This window comes from Microbacterium sp. F1-18 (assembly GCF_052921305.1).
On record NZ_JBREVD010000001.1, the window covers coordinates 454,712 to 473,679 of the forward strand.

15 protein-coding genes and 2 tRNA genes are annotated in these 18,968 nt (G+C 71.2%); 6 read left to right on the top strand and 11 right to left on the bottom strand.

Annotated elements, in window-relative coordinates; translation table 11 throughout:
- Positions 1–125 precede the first annotated feature (125 nt).
- On the bottom strand, positions 126–932 hold the full coding sequence (locus ACU6RU_RS02225) for a sugar nucleotide-binding protein (RefSeq protein WP_446725789.1): 807 nt from the start codon (positions 930–932) through the stop codon (positions 126–128).
- A 575-nt stretch (positions 933–1,507) separates the two neighbouring features.
- Here ACU6RU_RS02225 and ACU6RU_RS02230 point away from each other — a divergent pair.
- Positions 1,508–1,942, top strand: coding sequence for a hypothetical protein (locus ACU6RU_RS02230; protein ID WP_446725790.1), 435 nt, complete (start codon positions 1,508–1,510; stop codon positions 1,940–1,942).
- Between the two features lie 442 nt (positions 1,943–2,384).
- Here ACU6RU_RS02230 and ACU6RU_RS02235 read toward each other — a convergent pair whose 3' ends face one another.
- The 5 genes from ACU6RU_RS02235 to ACU6RU_RS02255 all read right to left on the bottom strand — a co-directional run bounded on the left by ACU6RU_RS02235 (position 2,385) and on the right by ACU6RU_RS02255 (position 6,871).
- Complete coding sequence (locus ACU6RU_RS02235; protein ID WP_446725791.1) at positions 2,385–2,630, bottom strand: hypothetical protein; 246 nt, start codon at positions 2,628–2,630, stop codon at positions 2,385–2,387.
- An 80-nt stretch (positions 2,631–2,710) separates the two neighbouring features.
- Positions 2,711–2,802, bottom strand: a tRNA-Ser gene (locus ACU6RU_RS02240).
- 90 nt (positions 2,803–2,892) lie between these two features.
- A complete protein-coding gene (locus ACU6RU_RS02245; protein WP_446725792.1) occupies positions 2,893–4,203 on the bottom strand; it encodes an LCP family protein in 1,311 nt (436 codons plus the stop codon).
- Positions 4,204–4,476: 273 nt separating this feature from the next.
- Positions 4,477–6,108, bottom strand: a complete 1,632-nt coding sequence (locus ACU6RU_RS02250) for a RecQ family ATP-dependent DNA helicase (protein WP_446725793.1) — start codon at positions 6,106–6,108, stop codon at positions 4,477–4,479.
- 4 nt (positions 6,109–6,112) lie between these two features.
- Positions 6,113–6,871, bottom strand: coding sequence for a hypothetical protein (locus tag ACU6RU_RS02255; RefSeq protein WP_446725794.1), 759 nt, complete (start codon positions 6,869–6,871; stop codon positions 6,113–6,115).
- A 119-nt stretch (positions 6,872–6,990) separates the two neighbouring features.
- Here ACU6RU_RS02255 and ACU6RU_RS02260 point away from each other — a divergent pair, with 119 nt between their 5' ends.
- Positions 6,991–9,414, top strand: a complete 2,424-nt coding sequence (locus ACU6RU_RS02260; RefSeq protein ID WP_446725795.1) for an acyltransferase family protein — start codon at positions 6,991–6,993, stop codon at positions 9,412–9,414.
- 32 nt (positions 9,415–9,446) lie between these two features.
- Here ACU6RU_RS02260 and ACU6RU_RS02265 read toward each other — a convergent pair.
- The 3 genes from ACU6RU_RS02265 to serS all read right to left on the bottom strand — a co-directional run bounded on the left by ACU6RU_RS02265 (position 9,447) and on the right by serS (position 11,789).
- Positions 9,447–9,534, bottom strand: a tRNA-Ser gene (locus ACU6RU_RS02265).
- A 48-nt stretch (positions 9,535–9,582) separates the two neighbouring features.
- Positions 9,583–10,527 (bottom strand): HAD family hydrolase, encoded by a 945-nt coding sequence (locus tag ACU6RU_RS02270; protein ID WP_289330898.1) that lies wholly within the window; start codon positions 10,525–10,527, stop codon positions 9,583–9,585.
- A complete protein-coding gene (gene serS, locus ACU6RU_RS02275; RefSeq protein ID WP_446725796.1) occupies positions 10,524–11,789 on the bottom strand; it encodes a serine--tRNA ligase in 1,266 nt (421 codons plus the stop codon). Before serS ends, ACU6RU_RS02270 begins: the two co-directional genes overlap by 4 nt.
- A gap of 116 nt (positions 11,790–11,905) precedes the next feature.
- Between serS and ACU6RU_RS02280 the strand changes: the two genes are divergently transcribed.
- The 3 genes from ACU6RU_RS02280 to ACU6RU_RS02290 all read left to right on the top strand — a co-directional run bounded on the left by ACU6RU_RS02280 (position 11,906) and on the right by ACU6RU_RS02290 (position 15,660).
- On the top strand, positions 11,906–13,096 hold the full coding sequence (locus ACU6RU_RS02280; RefSeq protein ID WP_446725797.1) for a diacylglycerol/lipid kinase family protein: 1,191 nt from the start codon (positions 11,906–11,908) through the stop codon (positions 13,094–13,096).
- Positions 13,097–13,158: 62 nt separating this feature from the next.
- Positions 13,159–14,523 (top strand): cryptochrome/photolyase family protein, encoded by a 1,365-nt coding sequence (locus ACU6RU_RS02285; protein WP_446725798.1) that lies wholly within the window; start codon positions 13,159–13,161, stop codon positions 14,521–14,523.
- Positions 14,524–14,613: 90 nt separating this feature from the next.
- Positions 14,614–15,660: an LLM class flavin-dependent oxidoreductase gene (locus ACU6RU_RS02290; RefSeq protein ID WP_120263446.1), complete on the top strand. Its 1,047-nt coding sequence runs from the start codon at positions 14,614–14,616 to the stop codon at positions 15,658–15,660.
- 449 nt (positions 15,661–16,109) lie between these two features.
- On the opposite strand, the gene pheA is transcribed toward ACU6RU_RS02290, so the two are convergent.
- Both pheA and ACU6RU_RS02300 read right to left on the bottom strand, forming a co-directional pair.
- Positions 16,110–17,072, bottom strand: coding sequence for a prephenate dehydratase (gene pheA / locus ACU6RU_RS02295; protein ID WP_120263447.1), 963 nt, complete (start codon positions 17,070–17,072; stop codon positions 16,110–16,112).
- Positions 17,069–17,965: an EamA family transporter gene (locus tag ACU6RU_RS02300; protein WP_446725799.1), complete on the bottom strand. Its 897-nt coding sequence runs from the start codon at positions 17,963–17,965 to the stop codon at positions 17,069–17,071. The genes pheA and ACU6RU_RS02300 overlap by 4 nt, the downstream gene beginning before the upstream one ends.
- A gap of 73 nt (positions 17,966–18,038) precedes the next feature.
- Here ACU6RU_RS02300 and ACU6RU_RS02305 point away from each other — a divergent pair, with 73 nt between their 5' ends.
- Positions 18,039–18,965: a LysR family transcriptional regulator gene (locus tag ACU6RU_RS02305; RefSeq protein WP_120263448.1), complete on the top strand. Its 927-nt coding sequence runs from the start codon at positions 18,039–18,041 to the stop codon at positions 18,963–18,965.
- Positions 18,966–18,968: the final 3 nt, after the last annotated feature.

Sequence of the window (18,968 nt, forward strand, 5' to 3'; positions counted from 1 at the left end):
CCGATACATTCGTCGGACTGCCGGGGCTGATGTGGTCTCGGACCCCGCCACAGGCAACACCCGCACCGCCGATCCGACGGCTGTATCGGCTCCGACGGCCGAATCGGCGTCGCTGGGCGCGGCGATCAGCCGCGGTCGGCGATGACCTGTCCGTAGCCCTCGACGAACGTCGGGAACGTGAAGTCGATCATCGCGGCGAGGCGCGAGCCGTCGAGCACCTTGCCGCGGTCGGCGTCGGGGTCCACCTCCGCGCGCCGCGGAGCGTCGACCCCGAGGCGATCCGCGATGAACTCGACCACCTCACCGAGGGTCGCGGGTCGCCGATCGACCCCGTGCAACAACGTCGGCGGCGCATCCGCGTCGAGCAGCCGCACGAGAGCACGGACGAGGTCGACCTCGTGGATGCGGTTCGTGCGACGGTCATAGTCGACCGCCTCGCCCGCGAGCACCTGCCGGATCAGCCGCTCACGTCCGGGGCCGTAGATCCCGGCGGGCCGCACGACGATCGCGTCGAACAGCTCGCGAGCCGCATGCTCGCCGTCGACGAGCTGTTCGCCGCGCGCGCTCGTGGGCCGAGGCTCGTCGGCCTCGTCGAGAGCACGTTCCGGACCCCACCCCTCGAAGACCCGCGTCGACGACACGAAGACGGTGCGCTCGGGCGGCTTCGGCACCGCTCGCGCGATGCGCTCCAGCGCGGCGCGGTAGAAGCCGGGTTCATCCCCCGGCGGAAGCGTGACCACCATCGCGTCGACCGCGGGCAGCGTCGTGTCGAGCGGCGCTGCCAGATCGGCGACGATCGGCGTGAACGCAGGCCGGATGCCGCCGGCGCTCCGCCGGATCGCGACGACCTCCTGGCCCGCATCGACGAGACTCTCGCCGAGGCGAGTGGCGACCTTGCCGGATCCGACCAGGAGCGTGCGTCGAGCAGTCATGCCCCTATCCTCCCAGGGCGCGCCCGGGCGAAGGCCGTCGGGTCAGCGGCAACGCCATCGAGGCGCGCCCGCAGGGCCGCCGACACGTCGCCCCGCTGCGGCCAGGAGCAAAAAAGGCACGAATCCTTGAAGCATTCACATGCGGACGCGGGACCTCATGGCCACTCCAACTGGCCTCAAAGATACCCAGGACTGACCACGAGGTTCGGGGAATATGACACGGATATCTCTTACATAAGAAGCGACTAAGCGCGCGCTGTGCGCGAATCAAGAAGGTGCTCGGACCGGAACACAGTTCGAAATTGCTGATTTCCGAACGTCCGTGGCGCAGCAAGGTCATGTGTGATTGACTGGCACTGCCGCGATACCGAAACGACAACAAATGGAGCGCATTCATGCAAACTAAAAGGAAGAGACCAAGTCGCCTCGCCGCGGCGGTCATCACTGCTGTAACGATCTCAGCATCGCTTTCGGGGATCGGGGCCGGCGCCGCGAACGCCGCAACCATCACTCCAAAGCCGACACAAGAAGCGCAATCCATAGCGCAAGCCTCCACGAATCCCGACTCTGAGGTCATGGCAGCGATCGCGGCAGAGCTCGAGGCGAATGCCCTCTTGATTAGCGAGACGTCCAACCGCAACGAGAAACGCTCTACATACGAGTACAAGGGCGCGACTCTCACCGTGGTGTCCGAGCTCGCCGCGCCTGACCCAACGTCGCCTGGAGTGGCGCCGCGGTTCGGTATCGACACCCGCTTCCTTCCACGGTTGATCATCGTGGACCTCAGCCGGGCCGACCAACAAGCGCTCGCATCCGGCGGACTAGGCGCATTGAACGTCGCGCTCTGTGCCATCCCCGGCATAGGCTGGGTGTCTTGCGGCTTCATAACAGGAGCGATTCAGAGCGCCGGCGAGTACATCAAGAACAATGGGCTATGCCAGAACACGTTCTACATAACTTTCGATCTGCAGTCGAACCCCAAGCCGTGGGTGAGTTACCGCTGCAGTTGAGGACATCGGACAGATGAGATGAGTTTATGACGATCAATAAGCGCGCAAAAGGACTTCTTGCCTCACTGCTCGTCATCGCAGTCGTCTCTGGTGTGGTGCTGGCTGTATCCGCAGCGCTCGCACCGCGCCCCGTCGAGGAGTTGCTGCTGGGTTCGGTCATCCCTTTGGCGACCGTGCTTGCGGCGTTTGCGGTAGGTGTATGCATCTGGTGGGCTGTGCGGCGTCGGGGACAGTAGGCGTCAACGCGCGGCGGGGGTCATGTGCATAGAGCATGACCCCCGCCGCGCGTTGGGGAGCCGCTCCGTGCCCGCAACCCTCGTGACTTGTCACCGGCGTCTCGCTCGCGCAGTCACCGACTACGACGCCGATTCCCCGCCGAGGGCGGACAGATCAGGCACGACCCAGACGCACCCGTCCGGTCAGCGTAAGCACTCCCCTGCGGCTAGTCCGCCGCGGCTACGCGCTCCGCGCCATCCATCCCAACCGAGATCAGCGAAACAACGAGCCGGCCGTCGAGCACCGCCGGGTCGAGCGCGTCCGGGTCGCGACTGAGGAGCGCCAGCACCGCTCCGCGGCCGTCGGCTGAACGGGCGTCGTTCTCCGCCGCCGGGTCCCACAGGGCCAGGACGTGGGTCACGTCCGACTCTGTCGCGGGACGGCACCGCAGTGTCTCGATCTCGGCGCTCACGGCCAAGGTCTGAAGAAGGCACCCCCGCAGCACTGAGCGCCGAGAAAGGAAGAAGCCCCGGCGGACCGGGGCTTCTTTGGTGGCGGAGACGGAGGGATTTGAACCCTCGGTCCCCTTACGGGGACTCCACCTTAGCAGGGTGGTGCACTAGGCCTGACTATGCGACGTCTCCACGGCATCCGACGCGAGACGGCGCGGATGCACCCAGCAATCATAGCCCGCGCCGACGCAGGCTCCGAATCGAGGTCGGAAAGCCCCCGTCTCAGCGCGAGCTGACGGTGCAGGTCACCTGCGCCGCGGTCTGGCCCGTGACCGACTCGGGCAGCACGACCTGCGCACCGGCATCGGGCGCATCTGTCGCGGGCGCATCCGTGGTCGCCTCCGGGTCGGCGGGTGCTGCGGAATCAGTCGGGGCAGGGGCGGGCGGAGCGGCCTCACCAACGACCTCGGTCCCGTACCCGTCGCTCGTCGAGCCGCTCAGCTGCACCGGCTGGTTGGCGGCGAGCGCGTCGAACAGCACCTTCGCGGCGCTCTCGACCGGCTGCACGCGCGACCCCCCGTTGACGTAGGCCGTGGGGTACTGCACGAACACGATGTCCTCGTAGGGTACGCTGCGCATGGCGAGAGCGATCTGCACCATCCGCTGCGGGCTCGACAGCGACGAGCTGAGCTTGATCTGTCCGGTGGCGACCTGGTCGACGGCCGTGGTGGCGAGGTTGAGCAGCGCGGCCGGGTTGCCGAGCACGCCGTCGGACTGCAGCTTGCGCACCATCGAACTCATGAACTGCTGCTGGTTCGAGATGCGACCGAGGTCGGAGCCGTCGCCGATCGCGTATCGCGTGCGCAGGAACTGCAACGCCTCCGTGCCCTGGAGGGTGTGGTTCCCCTTCGCGAGGCTCAGACCCGTGTGCACGTCGTTGACGTCGTCGGAGACGCAGACGTCGACCCCGCCGATAGCGTCGGACATGTTGATGACGCCGGTCCAGCGGGTCGCCGCGGCGAACTGGATGTCGATGCCCGTCAGCTCTTCGATCGTGCTGACCGAGCACGCGAGGCCGCCGTACATGTACGAGACGTTGAGCATCTGCGCGCTCATCGCTGAATACTGGGTGCCGTCCTCGCCGGTGCAGGCCGGGATGGGCACGACCATGTCGCGCGGGAACGAGATGACGGTCACTCGTCGCGGCTCGTCGCTGATGTGCACGAGCATCGTCACATCGTTGCGCTCGCCCTCGGTGTCCTTGTTCTTGCAGGCCGACGAGAGTTCGGCGTTGGCGCCCTCGCACGAGTCCGTTCCGACGACGAGCATGTTCACGCCGCCCTCGATCTCGCCGATGGTCGGGGGCAGCTGCGTGTCGTCGTCACCGATCGAAACGCCGGCGTCGGCCACGACCTGGGTGGCGTTCCACACGTAGAAGCCGCTCACGGCGACACCACTGACGACCACGACGGCGACCATGACACCGAGCACCGCGAGGATCTGCGTCAGCGGATTCGGCGACCGCAGCTGGCCGTGCCGGGCGACGGGACGACGACGGCGCCGCGACGCCTTCGCATCGGAACGTGCGCTCACGGGTGTCCTCTCGACGGGCCGGTGAGGAGTGCGTTCGGGTGGACGCTGCTCGCGTCGTACGGACACTCCCGGGTGACCGACTCATCATAGGGACGGATGTCTGGAAAGTCCGTGAGCGCCCCGGACACGCGAGGCGGCGACGCCCCCCATTTTCAGTCGCCACCGCCTGGCGTGCTGGTCGCTCATGTGCACGCTAACGAGCCGCACGCCGCGTATGGGCCGAAGCGCCTCGAAACTGGTAGCCGCTCCCAGGGGGCGAGACCGCGATGGCGGTCAGGCGGGTTCGAGCAGACCGCGCTCGGCGACCAGCTCGGTGGCCAGCACCTTGTACCCCTGCGATTCGAAGAACACCGTGACGCGGTCGTCCTCCACGGCCATGACCGTCCCCTCGCCCCATTCGTGGTGGCGGACGACGTCGTCGACGTGGAAGGGCGCGTCCGCATAGTCGCGCCCGTCGTCCTCGCGCACGGCGCGGTCGTTCGCGGATGCCGCACACGTGTCGCAGCTCTCGCACGGCTCGACGTAGTCCTGCCCGAAATACCCGAGCAATGTCGCACGCCGGCACCGCCGGGTCTCGGCGTAGCTGCGGAGCATCTCGATACGGGACGCGTCGATGCGCTCCCGCTCCGCGGACCGCTCCAGCGCCGCGTCCACCGCGCGCTCGACCGTCATCCCCCGCCGCAGCGCCACCCCGGCACGACTCGTGCGCACCGCACCCGCGTCGACGAGGACGGTGAGCAGAGCCGTCACGCGACGCGCCGACAGCCCACCGGCCGCCGCGAGCTCGGCGCGCGACTTCTTCGAACCGGCGATCGCCTCCACGAGCCGCGTGAGCTCGCCGCGCTTGGGAGCGGATGCCGCGAAGAAGCGTCGCAGCGACAGATCCTCGGGCCGGTAATGGAGCGTGGCCGTCGCGGGTTCGCCGTCGCGACCGGCGCGACCCAGCTCCTGGTAGTACGCGTCGATGGAATCGGGGATGTCGGCGTGGACGACGAAGCGCACGTCGGCTTTGTCGATCCCCATGCCGAAGGCCGAGGTGGCGACGACCACGTCGACCTCACCGTCGTGGAAGGCCTCGTGCACGCGGTTGCGATCCTTCGACGACAGGCCGGCGTGGTAGGCGACGGCATCGATCCCGCGCTCCTGGAGCGCCTCGGCGTACTCCTCGGCGCCGCGCCGTGTCGCGGTGTACAACAGTCCCGGCGTCGGCAGGCCGGCGACCTCGTCGAGCACCGCGTCGCGTTTGCCCGACTTGTCGGCATGACGCCTGACGTTCAACTCGATGTTCGGACGGTCGACATCCCCGACGAGGATGGCGGGGTCGTCCATGCCGAGCCGCTCAGTGATCTCCGTGCGCACGGGGCTCGTGGCCGTCGCCGTGAGCGCGAGGATCGGCGGTCGCCCCAGACGCTCGGAGACCTCACCGAGCATCAGGTAGTCGGGGCGGAAGTCATGCCCCCACGCGGCGATGCAGTGCGCCTCGTCGACGACGAGAAGTGAGACCCCGGCCTCGGCGAGCTCCGCGACGACATCGTCCTTCGCGAGCTGTTCGGGCGCGAGCAGGACGTAGGAGGCCTCTCCCGACCGGATCGCGTCCCACGCCTCGCGCTGGGCCCGCGCGCCGCGGCTCGAGTTCAGGGCGACGCCGTCGGGGGCGTCGGGCGCTTCCTCGATGCGCGCGAGCTGATCCTCCTGCAGCGCGATGAGGGGCGACACGATCGCGGTGAGGCCGGGGCGGAGGGCCGCAGCCACCTGGTAGACCGCGGACTTCCCGGCGCCGGTCGCCCAGACGACCATCACGTCGCGCCCGGCCACCGCCGCCTCGATCGCATCGAGCTGTTGCGGTCGCAGCTCCTCGATGCCGAAGGACTCACGGGCGACACGGGCGATCTCGTCGGGCTGCACGTCCTCAGTCCATCGCGGAGGCCGCGACCTCGCATGCCGGTTGCGCCGGCGCCTCCGGTGTGGAAGACGCGACGCGGCCTGGCGACGCGTGCCGCTGCACGCGGTCGTACGAGGGCTGCCGCAGGGCGCGCACCCAGGGATAGACCCGGGTTCCGGGCAACACCCGTCGTCCGGCGTCGAATCGGGGCTGATCGCCCGGCCATACGTCACGGCGCAGCCCCAGCAGCGCGAACGGTCGCCAGGGGCCGAGCGGCGAGGCGAACGAGAGCACGAGCCGCCAGCCGTGGGCATCCGGACCGCCGTCGACGGTCGTCGCCGACAGGAGCACGGGCCCGCGGCGCCCCCGGTACGGCAGCAGGATGCCGAAACGCGCGCGCTCGGGTCGGCGCAGGGGCAACAGGGCGTATCGGAGCGGCACCCCGCGCCCCGTCGATGCGAACTCGATGTCGGCCGCATCGGTCTCGGGCGCTGCGGGATCGCCCGGGATGCGGAGGGCGAGCCCGAAGATGTCCGGCACGGCGTCGGGGAACCCGAGCGACCGCGAGAGCCGGGCGATGACGGGTGTCTCGCCCGAGGGTGGCGGATCGTCGATCCAGGAGATGCCGGAGTGACGCACGGGTCCCACCCAGCGCAGCGTTCCGCTGAACATGGTGCCGTGCACGTGGATGGGCCGGGGCCGCCGCACGGCCAGCGACGCGGCGAAGAGCCCGCGGAGCAGCGTCCCGGCGATGCGGGCGACAGGCGCTCGACGAAGAGCAGTCATGACACGATCGAACCCGGTCCGCAGGTTTCTGCGCACAGGGGTTGCGCTGACACGTCGATGCGCTATCGCGGTGGTGAGACCGCTCCCACTACACTCGGGGTCGCCCTTCCGGACGCCATGTGAACAGCCCGACGCTCCCGCACCCGACGCCGCGACGCGACATCCAAGGCCTTCGGGCCCTCGCCGTCCTCGCGGTCATCGGCGCGCACGCGGTCGGGTGGCCGCGCGGCGGGTTCGTGGGCGTCGACGTGTTCTTCGTCGTCTCGGGCTTCCTCATCACCGGAGCGCTGCTGCGCGAGGTGCAGCTGACCGGCGGCATCCGCCTGGCCGCGTTCGCCGGCCGGCGCGCCCGCCGCATCCTGCCGCTCGCCGTCGTCGTGCTCGCCGCCACGACCGCGAGCGCATTCCTCGCCTTCAACCGCCCGCGGGCCGAGCAGACGCTTCTCGACGGGCTGTGGTCGGCGGGCTTCGCGGCGAACTGGCGTTTCGCCGCGGTGGGCACGGACTACTTCCATGCCGACGACGCGGTCTCGCCCCTGCAACACTTCTGGTCGCTCGCGGTCGAGGAGCAGTTCTACCTCGCGTGGCCGCTGCTGCTCCTGCTGGTGGTCTCGCTGCTGCCCGCCGCCCGGCGGCGCAGTAGGGCGGCGGCCGGTGCCGTGGCGACGCTGGCAGCGGTCGTCGTCGCTGTGTCGTTCGCCTGGGCGCTGGTGCAGAGCGCGGATGCCGCCGTCCCGGCCTACTTCTCGACGCTCACCCGCGCCTGGGAGCTGGCGGCCGGGGCGCTCATCGCCGCGGCAGTGCCGCTGCTGCGACGCATCCCGCCCGTCGTCGGCGGGCTCGCGTCGTGGGCCGGTCTCGCGGGACTCGTCGCAGCGTTCGCCGTCATCGATCCCGAGGCGGGCGGTTTCCCGGCTCCGTGGGCAGCCCTCCCGGTCGCCGCGACGGCGCTCGTCCTGGCCGGCGGCGTGCCGGGCGATCCGCGGCACCGGCACCTCTTCCCGCTGACGAACCCCGCGAGCGTCTTCGCCGGCGACGTGTCGTACTCGCTGTACCTGTGGCACTTCCCGGTCATCGTGCTCGCCGCCGTGCTGCTGCCCGCCCGCGACGCGACGACGGCGCTCGTGCTCGCGATCACGGCCGTCCTCGCCGTCGCCTCGTACCACCTGGTCGAACGGCCGTTCCGGTTCGCGCCGTACGGGGGCTCAGCGGTACGAGGGGTGCAGGCGCCGCCCGAGGAGGTCGTGTCGGCCCCCGCGTCCGTTCCGGCTCCCGCTGCCGCGCCGATTCGGGATGCCGTACCCGCCCCGCGCGCGCTCAGCACCCGTCCCGCAGGCTGGACACCCGGGACGCGCTACTACCCGGGAGCGAGCCTGCCCGCATCCCCGAGCCCGTCGAGCCCGCCGAGCCCGGTTCCTGCGCCGCTCGAGGTCGCCGCCTCGCCCGAGACGCGCGAGCTCGCTGCGCCCCAGACTCTGGCAGGCCCCGAGCCGCATACCGTGCCCGCCGCCGCCCCCTGGGCCGCGTGGCGCGCCCGTTTCGGCCCGCCGGCTGTGCTCGCGGCATCCGGTCTCGGCATCGCCGCCCTCGCCGTCGTGCTCGTCGTCCAGAACGTGTTCGGCGGCCTCACGGCATCGCTCGTCGCCTTCCCTCCTGCGGGCGCGGCAGACGCCGCGGGCGACGCCGCCGCAGCCGACCCCGGCGACCCGGTCGCCGCCCTGCAGGCGGAGCTCGCCGAGGCCGCGACCGCGACCACGTGGCCCGAGCTGCACCCCTCCCTCGACGAGGTCATGACCCGGTCGTCGGCGAGCAACCCGGCGCGCGACTGCTTCTCACCCGACACCACTCCGACCGCGGCGGGCTGCAGCACCGGCGATCCGGACGCCCCCACGCACATCTACCTCGTCGGCGACTCGACCGCGATGGCCTACGCGCCCGCGTTCCGCAAGCTCGCCGACGACAGCGACGGCGGCATCCGCGTGACGACCGTGGGCCTCTACGGATGCCGCTTCACCGACGTCGCCGTGCAGAACGACGGCGCCGGCGTCATGACGGCGTGCCCGCAGCGGAAAGCCGACGTGCGCGCCATGATCCGCGCCGACGCGCCGACTCTCGTCGTGATGTCGAACGCGTACACGCTCGGCCACACGCCCGAGGGCGCAGACCTCTCGGCCGATGCCCTGCTGGCCGGCCAGGCGGCCGAGGCCGCCACCTACGGGATGCCCGGGCGCATCGTCCACCTGGCGCCGCCGCCCGAGGGCGCCGATCTCGGGCGCTGCTATTCCCCCGCCGCCTCGCCGTACGGATGCGCCGCAGGTGTCTCGAGCACGTGGGGCCAGATGGAATCCGCCGCCGAACAGGTGGCCGCAGCATCCGGCGACCACGCCGTGAGCTCGCTGCCTCTCACCTGCTGGGAGCTCGTGTGCCCCGCCTTCGCGGGCGACATCCCGACGCGCTACGACCGCACGCACCTGACGGTGGCGTACGCCGAGCACATCGTCCCGGCGCTGCGCGCCGAGCTCGCCGCCCGCGGGCTGCTCTAGCCTGCGGGCGGGGGCTCAGGTGAAAGCGAATCTGGCGGAGGGTGTGGGATTCGAACCCACGGGACATTGCTGCCCACCAGTTTTCAAGACTGGATCCTTCGGCCGCTCGGACAACCCTCCCAGCGGCGCGAACCGCTGAGCTTCGATCCTAGCCGCCCGCGACCGCGGTCAGAGCGAGCGGAGGATGGCCGCGACGCCGCCCTCCTGCACCGACACGGTCGTCTCGGACGCCTCGGCGAGCAGCTCCGTCGCGCCCTGCGCCATCGCGATCGCTCGGCCGCCGCGCTCTCGCGCCCACCGGAACATGCCGATGTCATTGCGACCGTCGCCCATGACGAGCACGTCGGCCGGCTCGATGTCGAGCCACGTGCGCACGCGCTCGAGCGCCGTGGACTTGTCGACGCCCTGCGGCGCGATGTCGAGCCAGGCCGACCAGCCCACGGCGTACGACACCTTGTTGAGCCCGATGCGATCGACGAGCTCGACGAAGTCCGAGTCGGTCTCGTCGGGAGAGACCACGACGACGCGGCACACCTCCTGCTCCGACAGCATCGCGAAGGCGACCTTGTCGGCGTCGTGGAGGTTCCAGTCGTGAAGCTCCTCGGTGTAGCGGCGGCGCCCGTCGGGCAGCTCGACCATGTACCGGGCGTGCGGGAGATGCTGGCGCAGCAGGCCGAGCACCTCGGTCGGGTCGAACGTCTCGATGAAGAAGCGCTCGTACGCGAGCACATCGGCGAAGTCGTCGTCGACCCGCTTGAGGATGACGGCGCCGTTCGAGCACACGACGTAGTCGGGGTTCAGCGCGAGCGAAGCGAGGATGCCGTGCGTGCCCTCCCACGAGCGCCCGGTCGCGAGCATCACCTCGTGGCCCGCGGCGTGGGCCTCGGCGACGGCGTCGACCACACCGGGGCTGAGCGTCTCGTCCTCCAGCAGCACGGTTCCGTCGATGTCGAGCACGATCATCAGTCGCGACGCACCGGCGACGGCCGGCATCCCCTCGGCGACGTCTTCGACGATCTCGACCGCGTCACGCGGGGCGACGACCTCGATGCCGCCCTCGTCCGGAAGCGCGTCGGGAACCGCGGTCATCCCGCCGTCGGCACCACCGGTCATGCGAGCGGCTCCGCGACCTCGAGACCGCCGACGTAGGGGCGCAGCACCTCGGGGATCACGACCGAGCCGTCCTCCCGCTGGTGCGTCTCGAGGAGGGCCACGATCCACCGGGTCGTGGCGAGCGTGCCGTTGAGGGTCGCCACCGGCTCGGTCTTGCCGCCGTCGGGGCGGTGACGGATGTCGAGGCGACGTGCCTGGTAGGTCGTGCAGTTCGAGGTCGATGTGAGTTCGCGGTACGCGCCCTGCGTCGGCACCCACGCCTCGATGTCGTACTTGCGCGCGGCGCTCGACCCGAGGTCACCCGCGGCGACGTCGATGACGCGGTACGACAACCCGAGGTCCTGCAGCATCCGCTCCTGCATCGCGACGAGCCGCAGGTGCTCGGCCTCCGCGTCGCCGGGCGTGGTGTAGACGAACATCTCGAGCTTGTTGAACTGGTGCACCCGGATGATGCCGCGCGTGTCCTTGCCGTACGAGCCGGCCTCGCGCCGGTAGCAGGTCGACCATCCGGCGTAACGCTTGGCGCCGCGCTCGAGGTCGAGGATCTCGTCCATGTGGTACCCGGCGAGGGGAACCTCGCTCGTGCCGACGAGGTAGGCGTCGTCTTCTTCGAGGTGGTAGACCTCGGCGGCGTGCTCGCCGAGGAACCCGGTGCCCCGCATGACCTCGGGGCGCACGAGCGTCGGCGGGATCAGCGGCGTGAACCCGGCGGCGAGCGCACGGTCGAGGCCGAGCATCATGAGCGCGATCTCGAGGCGCGCGCCGATGCCGCTGAGGAAGTAGAAGCGGCTGCCGGCGACCTTCGTGCCGCGCTCCATGTCGATCGCGCCGAGCTTCTCGCCGAGGGCGAGGTGGTCGAGCGGCTCGAAGTCGAACGAGGGCGGCTCGCCGTGCGTGCGCAGGGTGACGAAGTCGTCTTCGCCGCCAGCGGGCACGTCGTCGATGACGATGTTCTCGATGCGGGCGAGCGCGGCCTCAGCGGCCTCCTCGGCGGCGGTGACGGCCTGCTGAGCCTGCTTGACCCGTTCGCTGAGCTGCTTGGCCTCGGCGACCAGCGCCGCCTTCTCGTCCTTCGGCGCCTGTGCGACCTTCTTGCCGTGAGCGTTCTGCTCGGCACGGAGCCGTTCGAAGGTCGTGATGGCCTCCCGGCGCTCGCGATCGGCGGCGATGGCGTCATCCACGCTCTCCGACGAGTTCCCGCGCTTCACCTGCGAGAGTTTGACCAGGTCGGGCTGTTCACGGAGCAATGCGAGGTCGATCACGCGTCAAGTCTAGGGTCGCGCGCATCCGCGCAGCCGGACCAGCGCGCCCCCGTACCCGCAGCGCGCCCCGGCGCAAGAGGCAATCTCGTATCGGCGGGCGCCCCTATGGTGTAGCCATGGCGACCGAATCCGACGACACCTCCTCGCGCGAGCGTTCCGACGGTGCCACTCCCACGGCCCCCGATCCCGCGCAGGCCGCGGCCCCCGACGACGTCATCCGCGAACCCGAGGACGTCGCGCCCGACACCACCGACGGCGAGACCGGCGAAGCACGCCGCGTCGGCCCCGAGGGCGAGACGGAGCCGATGGCGGGCGGATCGGAGAAGCCCAACCCCAAGGCCGCGCTCGTCTACAACCCGATCAAGGTCGACGGCGATGCGCTGCGCGAGCAGGTGCTCCGCGCCGCCGAGGCCGCCGGGTGGGAAGAGCCGCTCTTCTACGAGACGACGGTCGACGACCTCGGCGACGACGTCACACGTCAAGCGCTCGAATCCGGCGTCAACGTCGTCCTCGTGGCGGGCGGCGACGGCACGGTGCGTGCGGTGTCGGGCGAGATGAGCGGCAGCGGCATCCCGCTCGCCATCGTCCCCAGCGGAACCGGCAACTTGCTCGCCCGCAACCTCGGACTGCCTCTCAGCGAGCCCGAGACCATGATCGAGGCGGCCTTCAGCGGGGATCGGACCGCGATCGACGTCGGCTGGGCGCGGATCACCCGCGAGAACGGCGAGGTCGAGAAGCACGCGTTCGTCGTCATGGGCGGCATGGGGCTCGACGCGGCCATGATCGCCAACACCAACCCGCAGCTGAAGAAGTCGGTCGGCTGGGTCGCCTACGTCGACGGCGCGACGCGCTCGCTCGTCAACGCCAAGCCGTTCCGCGTGGTGTACCAGCTCGACGGGCACCGCATGCACGCGGCTCGCGTGCAGAGCGTGCTCTTCGCGAACTGCGGGTCGCTGCAGGCCGGCATCGCACTCATTCCCGAGGCCTCCATCACCGACGGCCAGCTCGACGTCGTGATCATGCAGCCCAAGGGCTTCTGGGGCTGGCTGCTCGTGTGGCGCCGCGTCGCGTGGGACAACAGCTTCCTGAGGAAGTTCCGCGCCGGTCGCCGCGTCCTCGCGCTGCGGACGAAGGACAACGCGGTCGTCTACTCGCGGGGCCGTGGCGTCGCGCTCGCCCCGCAGGAGCCGCACCCCGTGCAGCTCGACGGCGACGAGTTCGGCGAGGCGAAGCACGTGCAGACCCGCATCGATCCGCGGGGCCTTATCGTCGCCGTGCCCGCCGGCCACACGCTGCCCGGCGACTGAGCCGGCCCGGCACACCCTGTCAACCGTTCGCCGTGGACCGGGCGGCCCGACAGGATGACGGGATGAGCTCGCCCTCGATCGTCTGGTTCCGCGACGACCTGCGCCTGGCCGACCACCCCGCGCTCCGAGCCGCGCTCGACCGGGGCGAACCGGTCGTCGGCCTCTACGTGCTCGACGAGGAGTCCGAGGGCATCCGCCCGCTCGGCGGCGCGGCGCGCTGGTGGCTGCACCACTCGCTCGCATCGCTCGCCGACGATCTGCGTCAACGCGGGTCGCACCTCGTGCTGCGGGGCGGAGCCGCGGCATCCGTCGTCCGCTCGCTCGTCGACGACATCGGTGCGGGCGCGGTCTACTGGAACCGCCGCTACGGCGGGCCCGAGCGCGCGGTCGACACCGAGCTGAAGGATGGCCTGCGCTCCGACGGCGTCGAGGTCGAGTCGTTCGCCGCCAACGTGCTGTTCGAGCCCTGGACGGTGAAGACCGGCAGCGGCACCCCCTTCTCGGTATTCACCCCGTTCTGGAACGCCGCACGCAACCTGCCCGCTCCGCGCGAACCGCTCCCCCGGCCCCGCGAGATCCCGGGCCTGCTCACCGCACCCGCGGGCGACGACCTCGACGACTGGGGGCTGCTGCCCACCGCTCCCGACTGGGCCGGCGGTCTGCGCGAGCGTTGGCAGCCCGGCGAAGCGGCGGCGCGTGCCCGCCTCCGCGAGTTCCTCGACGACGACCTCGGCACCTACGACGCCGCCCGCGACGAGCCCGCCGCCGGGGCGACCTCGCTGCTGTCACCGCGGCTGCGCTGGGGCGAGCTGAGCCCGCACACCGTCTGGCATGCGGGTGTCGAGACCGGCGGCGGAACCGGCGCCCACGCCACGTCCGCCTCGCGCTTCCTCTCCGAGCTCGGGTGGCGCGAGTTCGCCTGGCACACGCTGTACCACTTCCCCGACCTCGCGACGAAGAACTGGCGGAGAGGCTTCGACGCCTTCCCCTGGCCGGCCCTCGACCCCGCGCACCTGACGGCGTGGGAGAAGGGCGAGACCGGGGTGCCGATGGTGGATGCCGGGATGCGCGAGCTCTGGCACACCGGATACATGCACAATCGGGTGCGGATGGTCACGGCATCCTTCCTCACCAAGAACCTGCTGATCGACTGGCGGCTGGGTGAGCAGTGGTTCTGGGACACCCTCGTCGACGCCGACGGCGCCAGCAACGCCTTCAACTGGCAATGGGTCGCCGGCTCGGGGGCCGACGCGTCGCCGTTCTTCCGCATCTTCAACCCGGAGCGTCAGGCCGAGAAGTTCGACCCGAAGGGGCTGTATGTCAACCAGTGGGCCCCCGACAGCGCCGCCCGCGAGCCGATCGTCGACCTCGCCGCGACCCGCAAGGCCGCGCTGCAGGCGTACGAGGCGGTGAAGCGGGCGCGGTGAGGGTGGCGCGGTGAGGGTGGCGCGGCGACCTGGGGCCGTGAGGCGGGCGCGGGGAATGCGGACGGATGCCGCGAGGTTGAGCCGAGGGTTATGTCTGATGCATCCCGCCCCGCCCTGTCCGTGCTCGACCTCGTGCCCGTGCGCACGGGACAGACCAGTGCGCAAGCGATCGCCGCATCGCTCACCGTCGCGCAGCGGGCGGACGAGCTCGGATATCGCCGTTACTGGTTCGCGGAGCACCACAACATGCCCGCCGTCGCCTCGACGACCCCGCCGGTGCTGATCGCCGCCGCGGCGGCGCGCACCTCGCGGATCCGGGTCGGCTCGGGCGGCGTCATGCTCCCCAACCACTCGCCGCTCGTCGTCGCCGAGCAGTTCGCCGCGCTCGAGGCCATCGCCCCCGGACGCGTCGACCTGGGCATCGGGCGCGCCCCCGGCAGCGATCCCGTCATCACACAGCTCCTGCGCCAGTCGGGCACGACGAGCGACGTCGACCGCTTCCCCGACAACGTCCGCGACATCCTGGCCCTCGTCACCGGCGACGGCGCGACGGTGCGGTTCACCTCGGGCGGGACGTACGACGTCCACGCGACGCCCGCGGCCACGACGACCCCGGATGTGTGGCTGCTCGGATCGAGCGACTACTCGGCGCAGCTGGCCGCCGCCCTCGGCCTGCCCTACGTGTTCGCAAATCACTTCTCGGGCGAGGGCCTCGACCGAGCGCTCGGGCTCTACCGCGACCAGTTCCGGCCGTCCGAGACGCTCGAGGCGCCGCGGACGTTCCTGACCGCGAACGCCGTCGTCGCCGACAGCGAGGCCGAGGCCGAAGCCCTCATGCTTCCCCAGGCCCGCATGATGGCGCGGCTGCGCGGAAACCGCCCGCTGGTGGCGCTCGAAACCGTCGAGGAGGCCGCGGCCGCCGAGGCATCCGACCACCTCGCCACCCCGATGCTCGACGCCCTGCGTTCGCGCTGGTTCGTCGGCACCGGACCGGATGCGCAGGCCGCGCTCACCGCTTTCGCCGCGCAGCACGGCGTGGACGAGGTCATGATCTCGCCGGTCTCGGCCGCGCACGACGGCGAGCAGCCGGACGCCGCGCCCGCCCGCATCCGCACCCTGGAACTCCTCGCCGCCTGACCGACGCCCACCGCTCCCCCTGACCGCCCCGTCGAGTCGCCACGAACCGCGGACCCCGCACCCCCGCCACCCGCACTTTCTGGCGACTCGACCGCGCGCGGCGCCGGCCGGGGCCGGGCGCCGGCCGCCGGGCGCCGGGACTCGCGCCGGGGACGGACCCCGTGCCGGATACAGGCTGAGCACCGGCTCAAGCCGGCGGCGGGCCCGCATCACGCCGCTCAGCCTGTTGCCGGTACCGGCCGACCAGCTTCCCGAGCTCGCCGGCACCGCTGGACTCCGCGCACGGCCGCCGCTGGGCGGGTCTGTGGTCCGGATGTGCCGGGCACAGGCGGTGCCGGACACAGGCTGAGATCCGGCTCACGCCGCCCATATACCCCTGCGGCCGCGCTCAGCCTGTTCGCGGCACACAGCGCTCAGCTTCCCCAGCCCACCGCAGCAGACGGGGCGTGTCAGGCCTCGGGCTCGCCGGAGATCAGGGCACGCAGCCAGTCGCGCGCCTCGACGAAGACGTCGTCGGAGTACCGCTGCGGGTACCGCACGATAGCCCGGTCGGCGCGCGGGTACGACCCGAGGAACAGCACCTTCGGGCTGAATCGCCGCACGCCCATGAGAGCGTCGGCCATGCGCTCGTCGGCCACGTGCCCGTCGGCGTCGATGACGAACCGGTACCGGCCGAGCGCGTCACCGATCGGCCGCGACTCGATGAGCGAGAGGTTGATGCCGCGGGTCGAGAACTGCTCGAGCAGCTCGAGCAGTGCACCCGGGTGGTCGTCGGGCAGCTCCGCAATGAGCGAGGTCTTGTCGGCCCCGGTCGGCGACGGCGGGGCGACGGTGCGGCTCACGAGGACGAACCGGGTGACGGCGTGCTCGTTGTCGCCGATGTCGGACGCCAGCAGCTCGAGGTCGTGATGCTCGAGGATGCCGGGGGGCGCGATCGCCGCATCGGCGTCGCTGACCCCGTCGAGCAGTCCCACCGCAGCGGCCACGTTGCTCGCGGCCGGCAGATGGGCATGCTCGGGCCGAGCCTTCAGCAGCCACTGCAGGCACTGCGCGTAGGCGACGGGATGCGCGGCGATGAGCGAGACGTCCTCGATCCGCGTGCCGGGGCGCGCCACGAGCACGAAGTTCACGGGCACGAGGTACTCGCCGACGATCCGCAGGCCCGGCATCGTGGCCAGCGCGTCCTGCGCCGTCGAGACCCCGCCGTCGACGGAGTTCTCGATCGCGATCATCGCGGCGTCCGAGCGTCCGTCCACGACGTCCGCGAGGGCTTCGCCGACGTTGCGCACCGAGCGCCAGATCTGGTCGCGCGCCTCGGGCACCTGCGCGAGGGCGGCCTCGGTGAATGTCCCCGCCGGCCCGAGATAGCTGTAGGTGCGGCGGGCGGGCTGGTCGTCGTGCTCGGGCGTCACGCAATGAGCCTAGACCGGCGCACCCGTGGCACGCGCACCGTCGTCACCAGCACGCCGACCACGAGCACGGCTCCGCCGACGGTCTCGGCGGGGGCGGGGATCTGTCCGAGCAGAGCCGCGGCGGCCGCCATCGCCACGACCGGTGCCAGCAGCACCCAGGGAACGACGGCCGCCGAGGGGTTGCGCGCCAGCAGGCCGTTGAAGATGGCGTAGCCGACGAGGGTGCACAGCCCCGCGGTGTAGATGGTCGAGACGAGGGCGCGGATGCCGAAGCCGGCGAGCCCGGCGCCGATCGCCTCGGGCCCCTCGCAGATCATCGCCAGCCCGAGCGCGGGCACCGGCACGACGAGGGCGGACCAGACGGTGAGCGAGAGCGCCCCGAGCGGTCCGCGGCCCGTGACGACGCCCGCTCGGCGCGCGATCACGTTGCCGACGGCCCACGACAGTGCGGCGCCGAGCGCGAGCACGACCGCGAGGGCGGGGGCGTCTCCCCCGCGGCCGGCGGCCACGGTGGCGAGTCCGGCGATGCCGAGGCCGACGCCGATCACCTGTCCCGGCGTGGGGCGTTCTCGCAGTGCTCCGGCCGCGATGACGACGGTGAACACCGCCTGCGCCTGCATCAGCAGAGCCGCGAGCCCCGGCTGGAGCCCGAGGGAGAGGGCGAGGTACAGCAGCGCGAACTGGCCGAGGCTCATGAAGAGCCCGACCCCGACGATCGCCGTCCAGCGGGCCCGGGGAGGCGGCACGACGATCGCGAAGACGGCGACGGCCGCGAACCGGATCGCCACGAAGAGCAGAGGCGGGATGCCGGCCATGCCCCAATCGATGACGAGGAAGTTGAATCCCCAGAGGGTCGCCACCGTGGCTGCCAGGATCATGTCGCGTCGGTTCACGAGGCTCAGTCCACCGCGCGGGATAATGAACGACAAGCGATGTTTTCTCGACTCGAATCAGTAGCATTGCTTCATGATCGATCTGGATGCCGTGCACTCGTTGCGGACCGTCGCGCGGGAAGGCAGTGTCGCGGCCGCGGCATCCGCCCTGGGATTCACGCCCTCGGCGGTGTCGCAGCAGATCAAGCGACTCGAACGCGAGACCGGGGTCGCGCTGCTCGAGCGCGTCGGCCGCGGTGTCGCGCTCACATCGGCCGGCACGCAGCTCGTCGTCGGGTCGACACCGATCCTCGCCGACCTCGAGCGGCTGCGCGCCGATCTGCACGCCGGCGCCGTCGCGGGCGACGACGGCCGCGTCACCGGCGAGCTGCGGATCGCGGCCTTCTCGACCGTGGTGCGCGGCATGCTCGCCGCCGTGCTCGTCGAGCTGGCCGCCGATCACCCCGACCTGCGCCTCCCCGTCCGCGAGAGCGAGCCGTGGGAGACCGTGGCGCTCGTGGCGTCGGGGCAGCGCGACCTCGGCATCGTCCACCAGTGGGGCGGCGTCGCCCTCGCGATCCCTGAGAACGTCGTCGTCACGCCGTTGTTCACCGACGTCGCCGACGTCATCCTCCACCGCGATCACCCGCTCGCGGGGCGCGACGTCGTGCACCCTGCCGACCTGGCGGACGAGCGCTGGGTCGCCACCTTCGACACGACCATCTGCCGGCAGTGGCTGAGACGGCTGTTCGACGGCATCGGCGGAGCACCGCGGGTGCTCTACGAATCGATGGAGTTCGAGAACCACATCGAGCTCGCCCGCACCGGTGCCGTCGTCGCGCTCGTGCCGCGCCTCGGTCGCGGCGACCTGGGGCCCGATCTCGTCGCGGTGCCGACGGCAGCGCCCGCGTCGACGCGCGACATCGCCGCCGTCCACCGGCGCTCGCAGGCCGACTCCCCGGCGTTGCGCGCGGTCCTCGCCGCGCTGCTCACCGCAGCGAACGCGCACGACCGACCGTGAGTG

Bases quoted from the DNA above. Each gene is read 5' to 3' on its own strand.
- ACU6RU_RS02285 (WP_446725798.1), top strand. From the start codon at position 13,159: ATGAGCTCGCCCTCGATCGTCTGGTTCCGCGACGACCTGCGCCTGGCC.
- ACU6RU_RS02280 (WP_446725797.1), top strand. From the start codon at position 11,906: ATGGCGACCGAATCCGACGACACCTCCTCGCGCGAGCGTTCCGACGGT.
- ACU6RU_RS02255 (WP_446725794.1), bottom strand. From the start codon at position 6,871: ATGACTGCTCTTCGTCGAGCGCCTGTCGCCCGCATCGCCGGGACGCTG.
- ACU6RU_RS02290 (WP_120263446.1), top strand. From the start codon at position 14,614: ATGTCTGATGCATCCCGCCCCGCCCTGTCCGTGCTCGACCTCGTGCCC.
- ACU6RU_RS02270 (WP_289330898.1), bottom strand. From the start codon at position 10,527: ATGACCGGTGGTGCCGACGGCGGGATGACCGCGGTTCCCGACGCGCTT.
- ACU6RU_RS02305 (WP_120263448.1), top strand. From the start codon at position 18,039: ATGATCGATCTGGATGCCGTGCACTCGTTGCGGACCGTCGCGCGGGAA.
- ACU6RU_RS02230 (WP_446725790.1), top strand. From the start codon at position 1,508: ATGGCAGCGATCGCGGCAGAGCTCGAGGCGAATGCCCTCTTGATTAGC.
- ACU6RU_RS02225 (WP_446725789.1), bottom strand. From the start codon at position 932: ATGACTGCTCGACGCACGCTCCTGGTCGGATCCGGCAAGGTCGCCACT.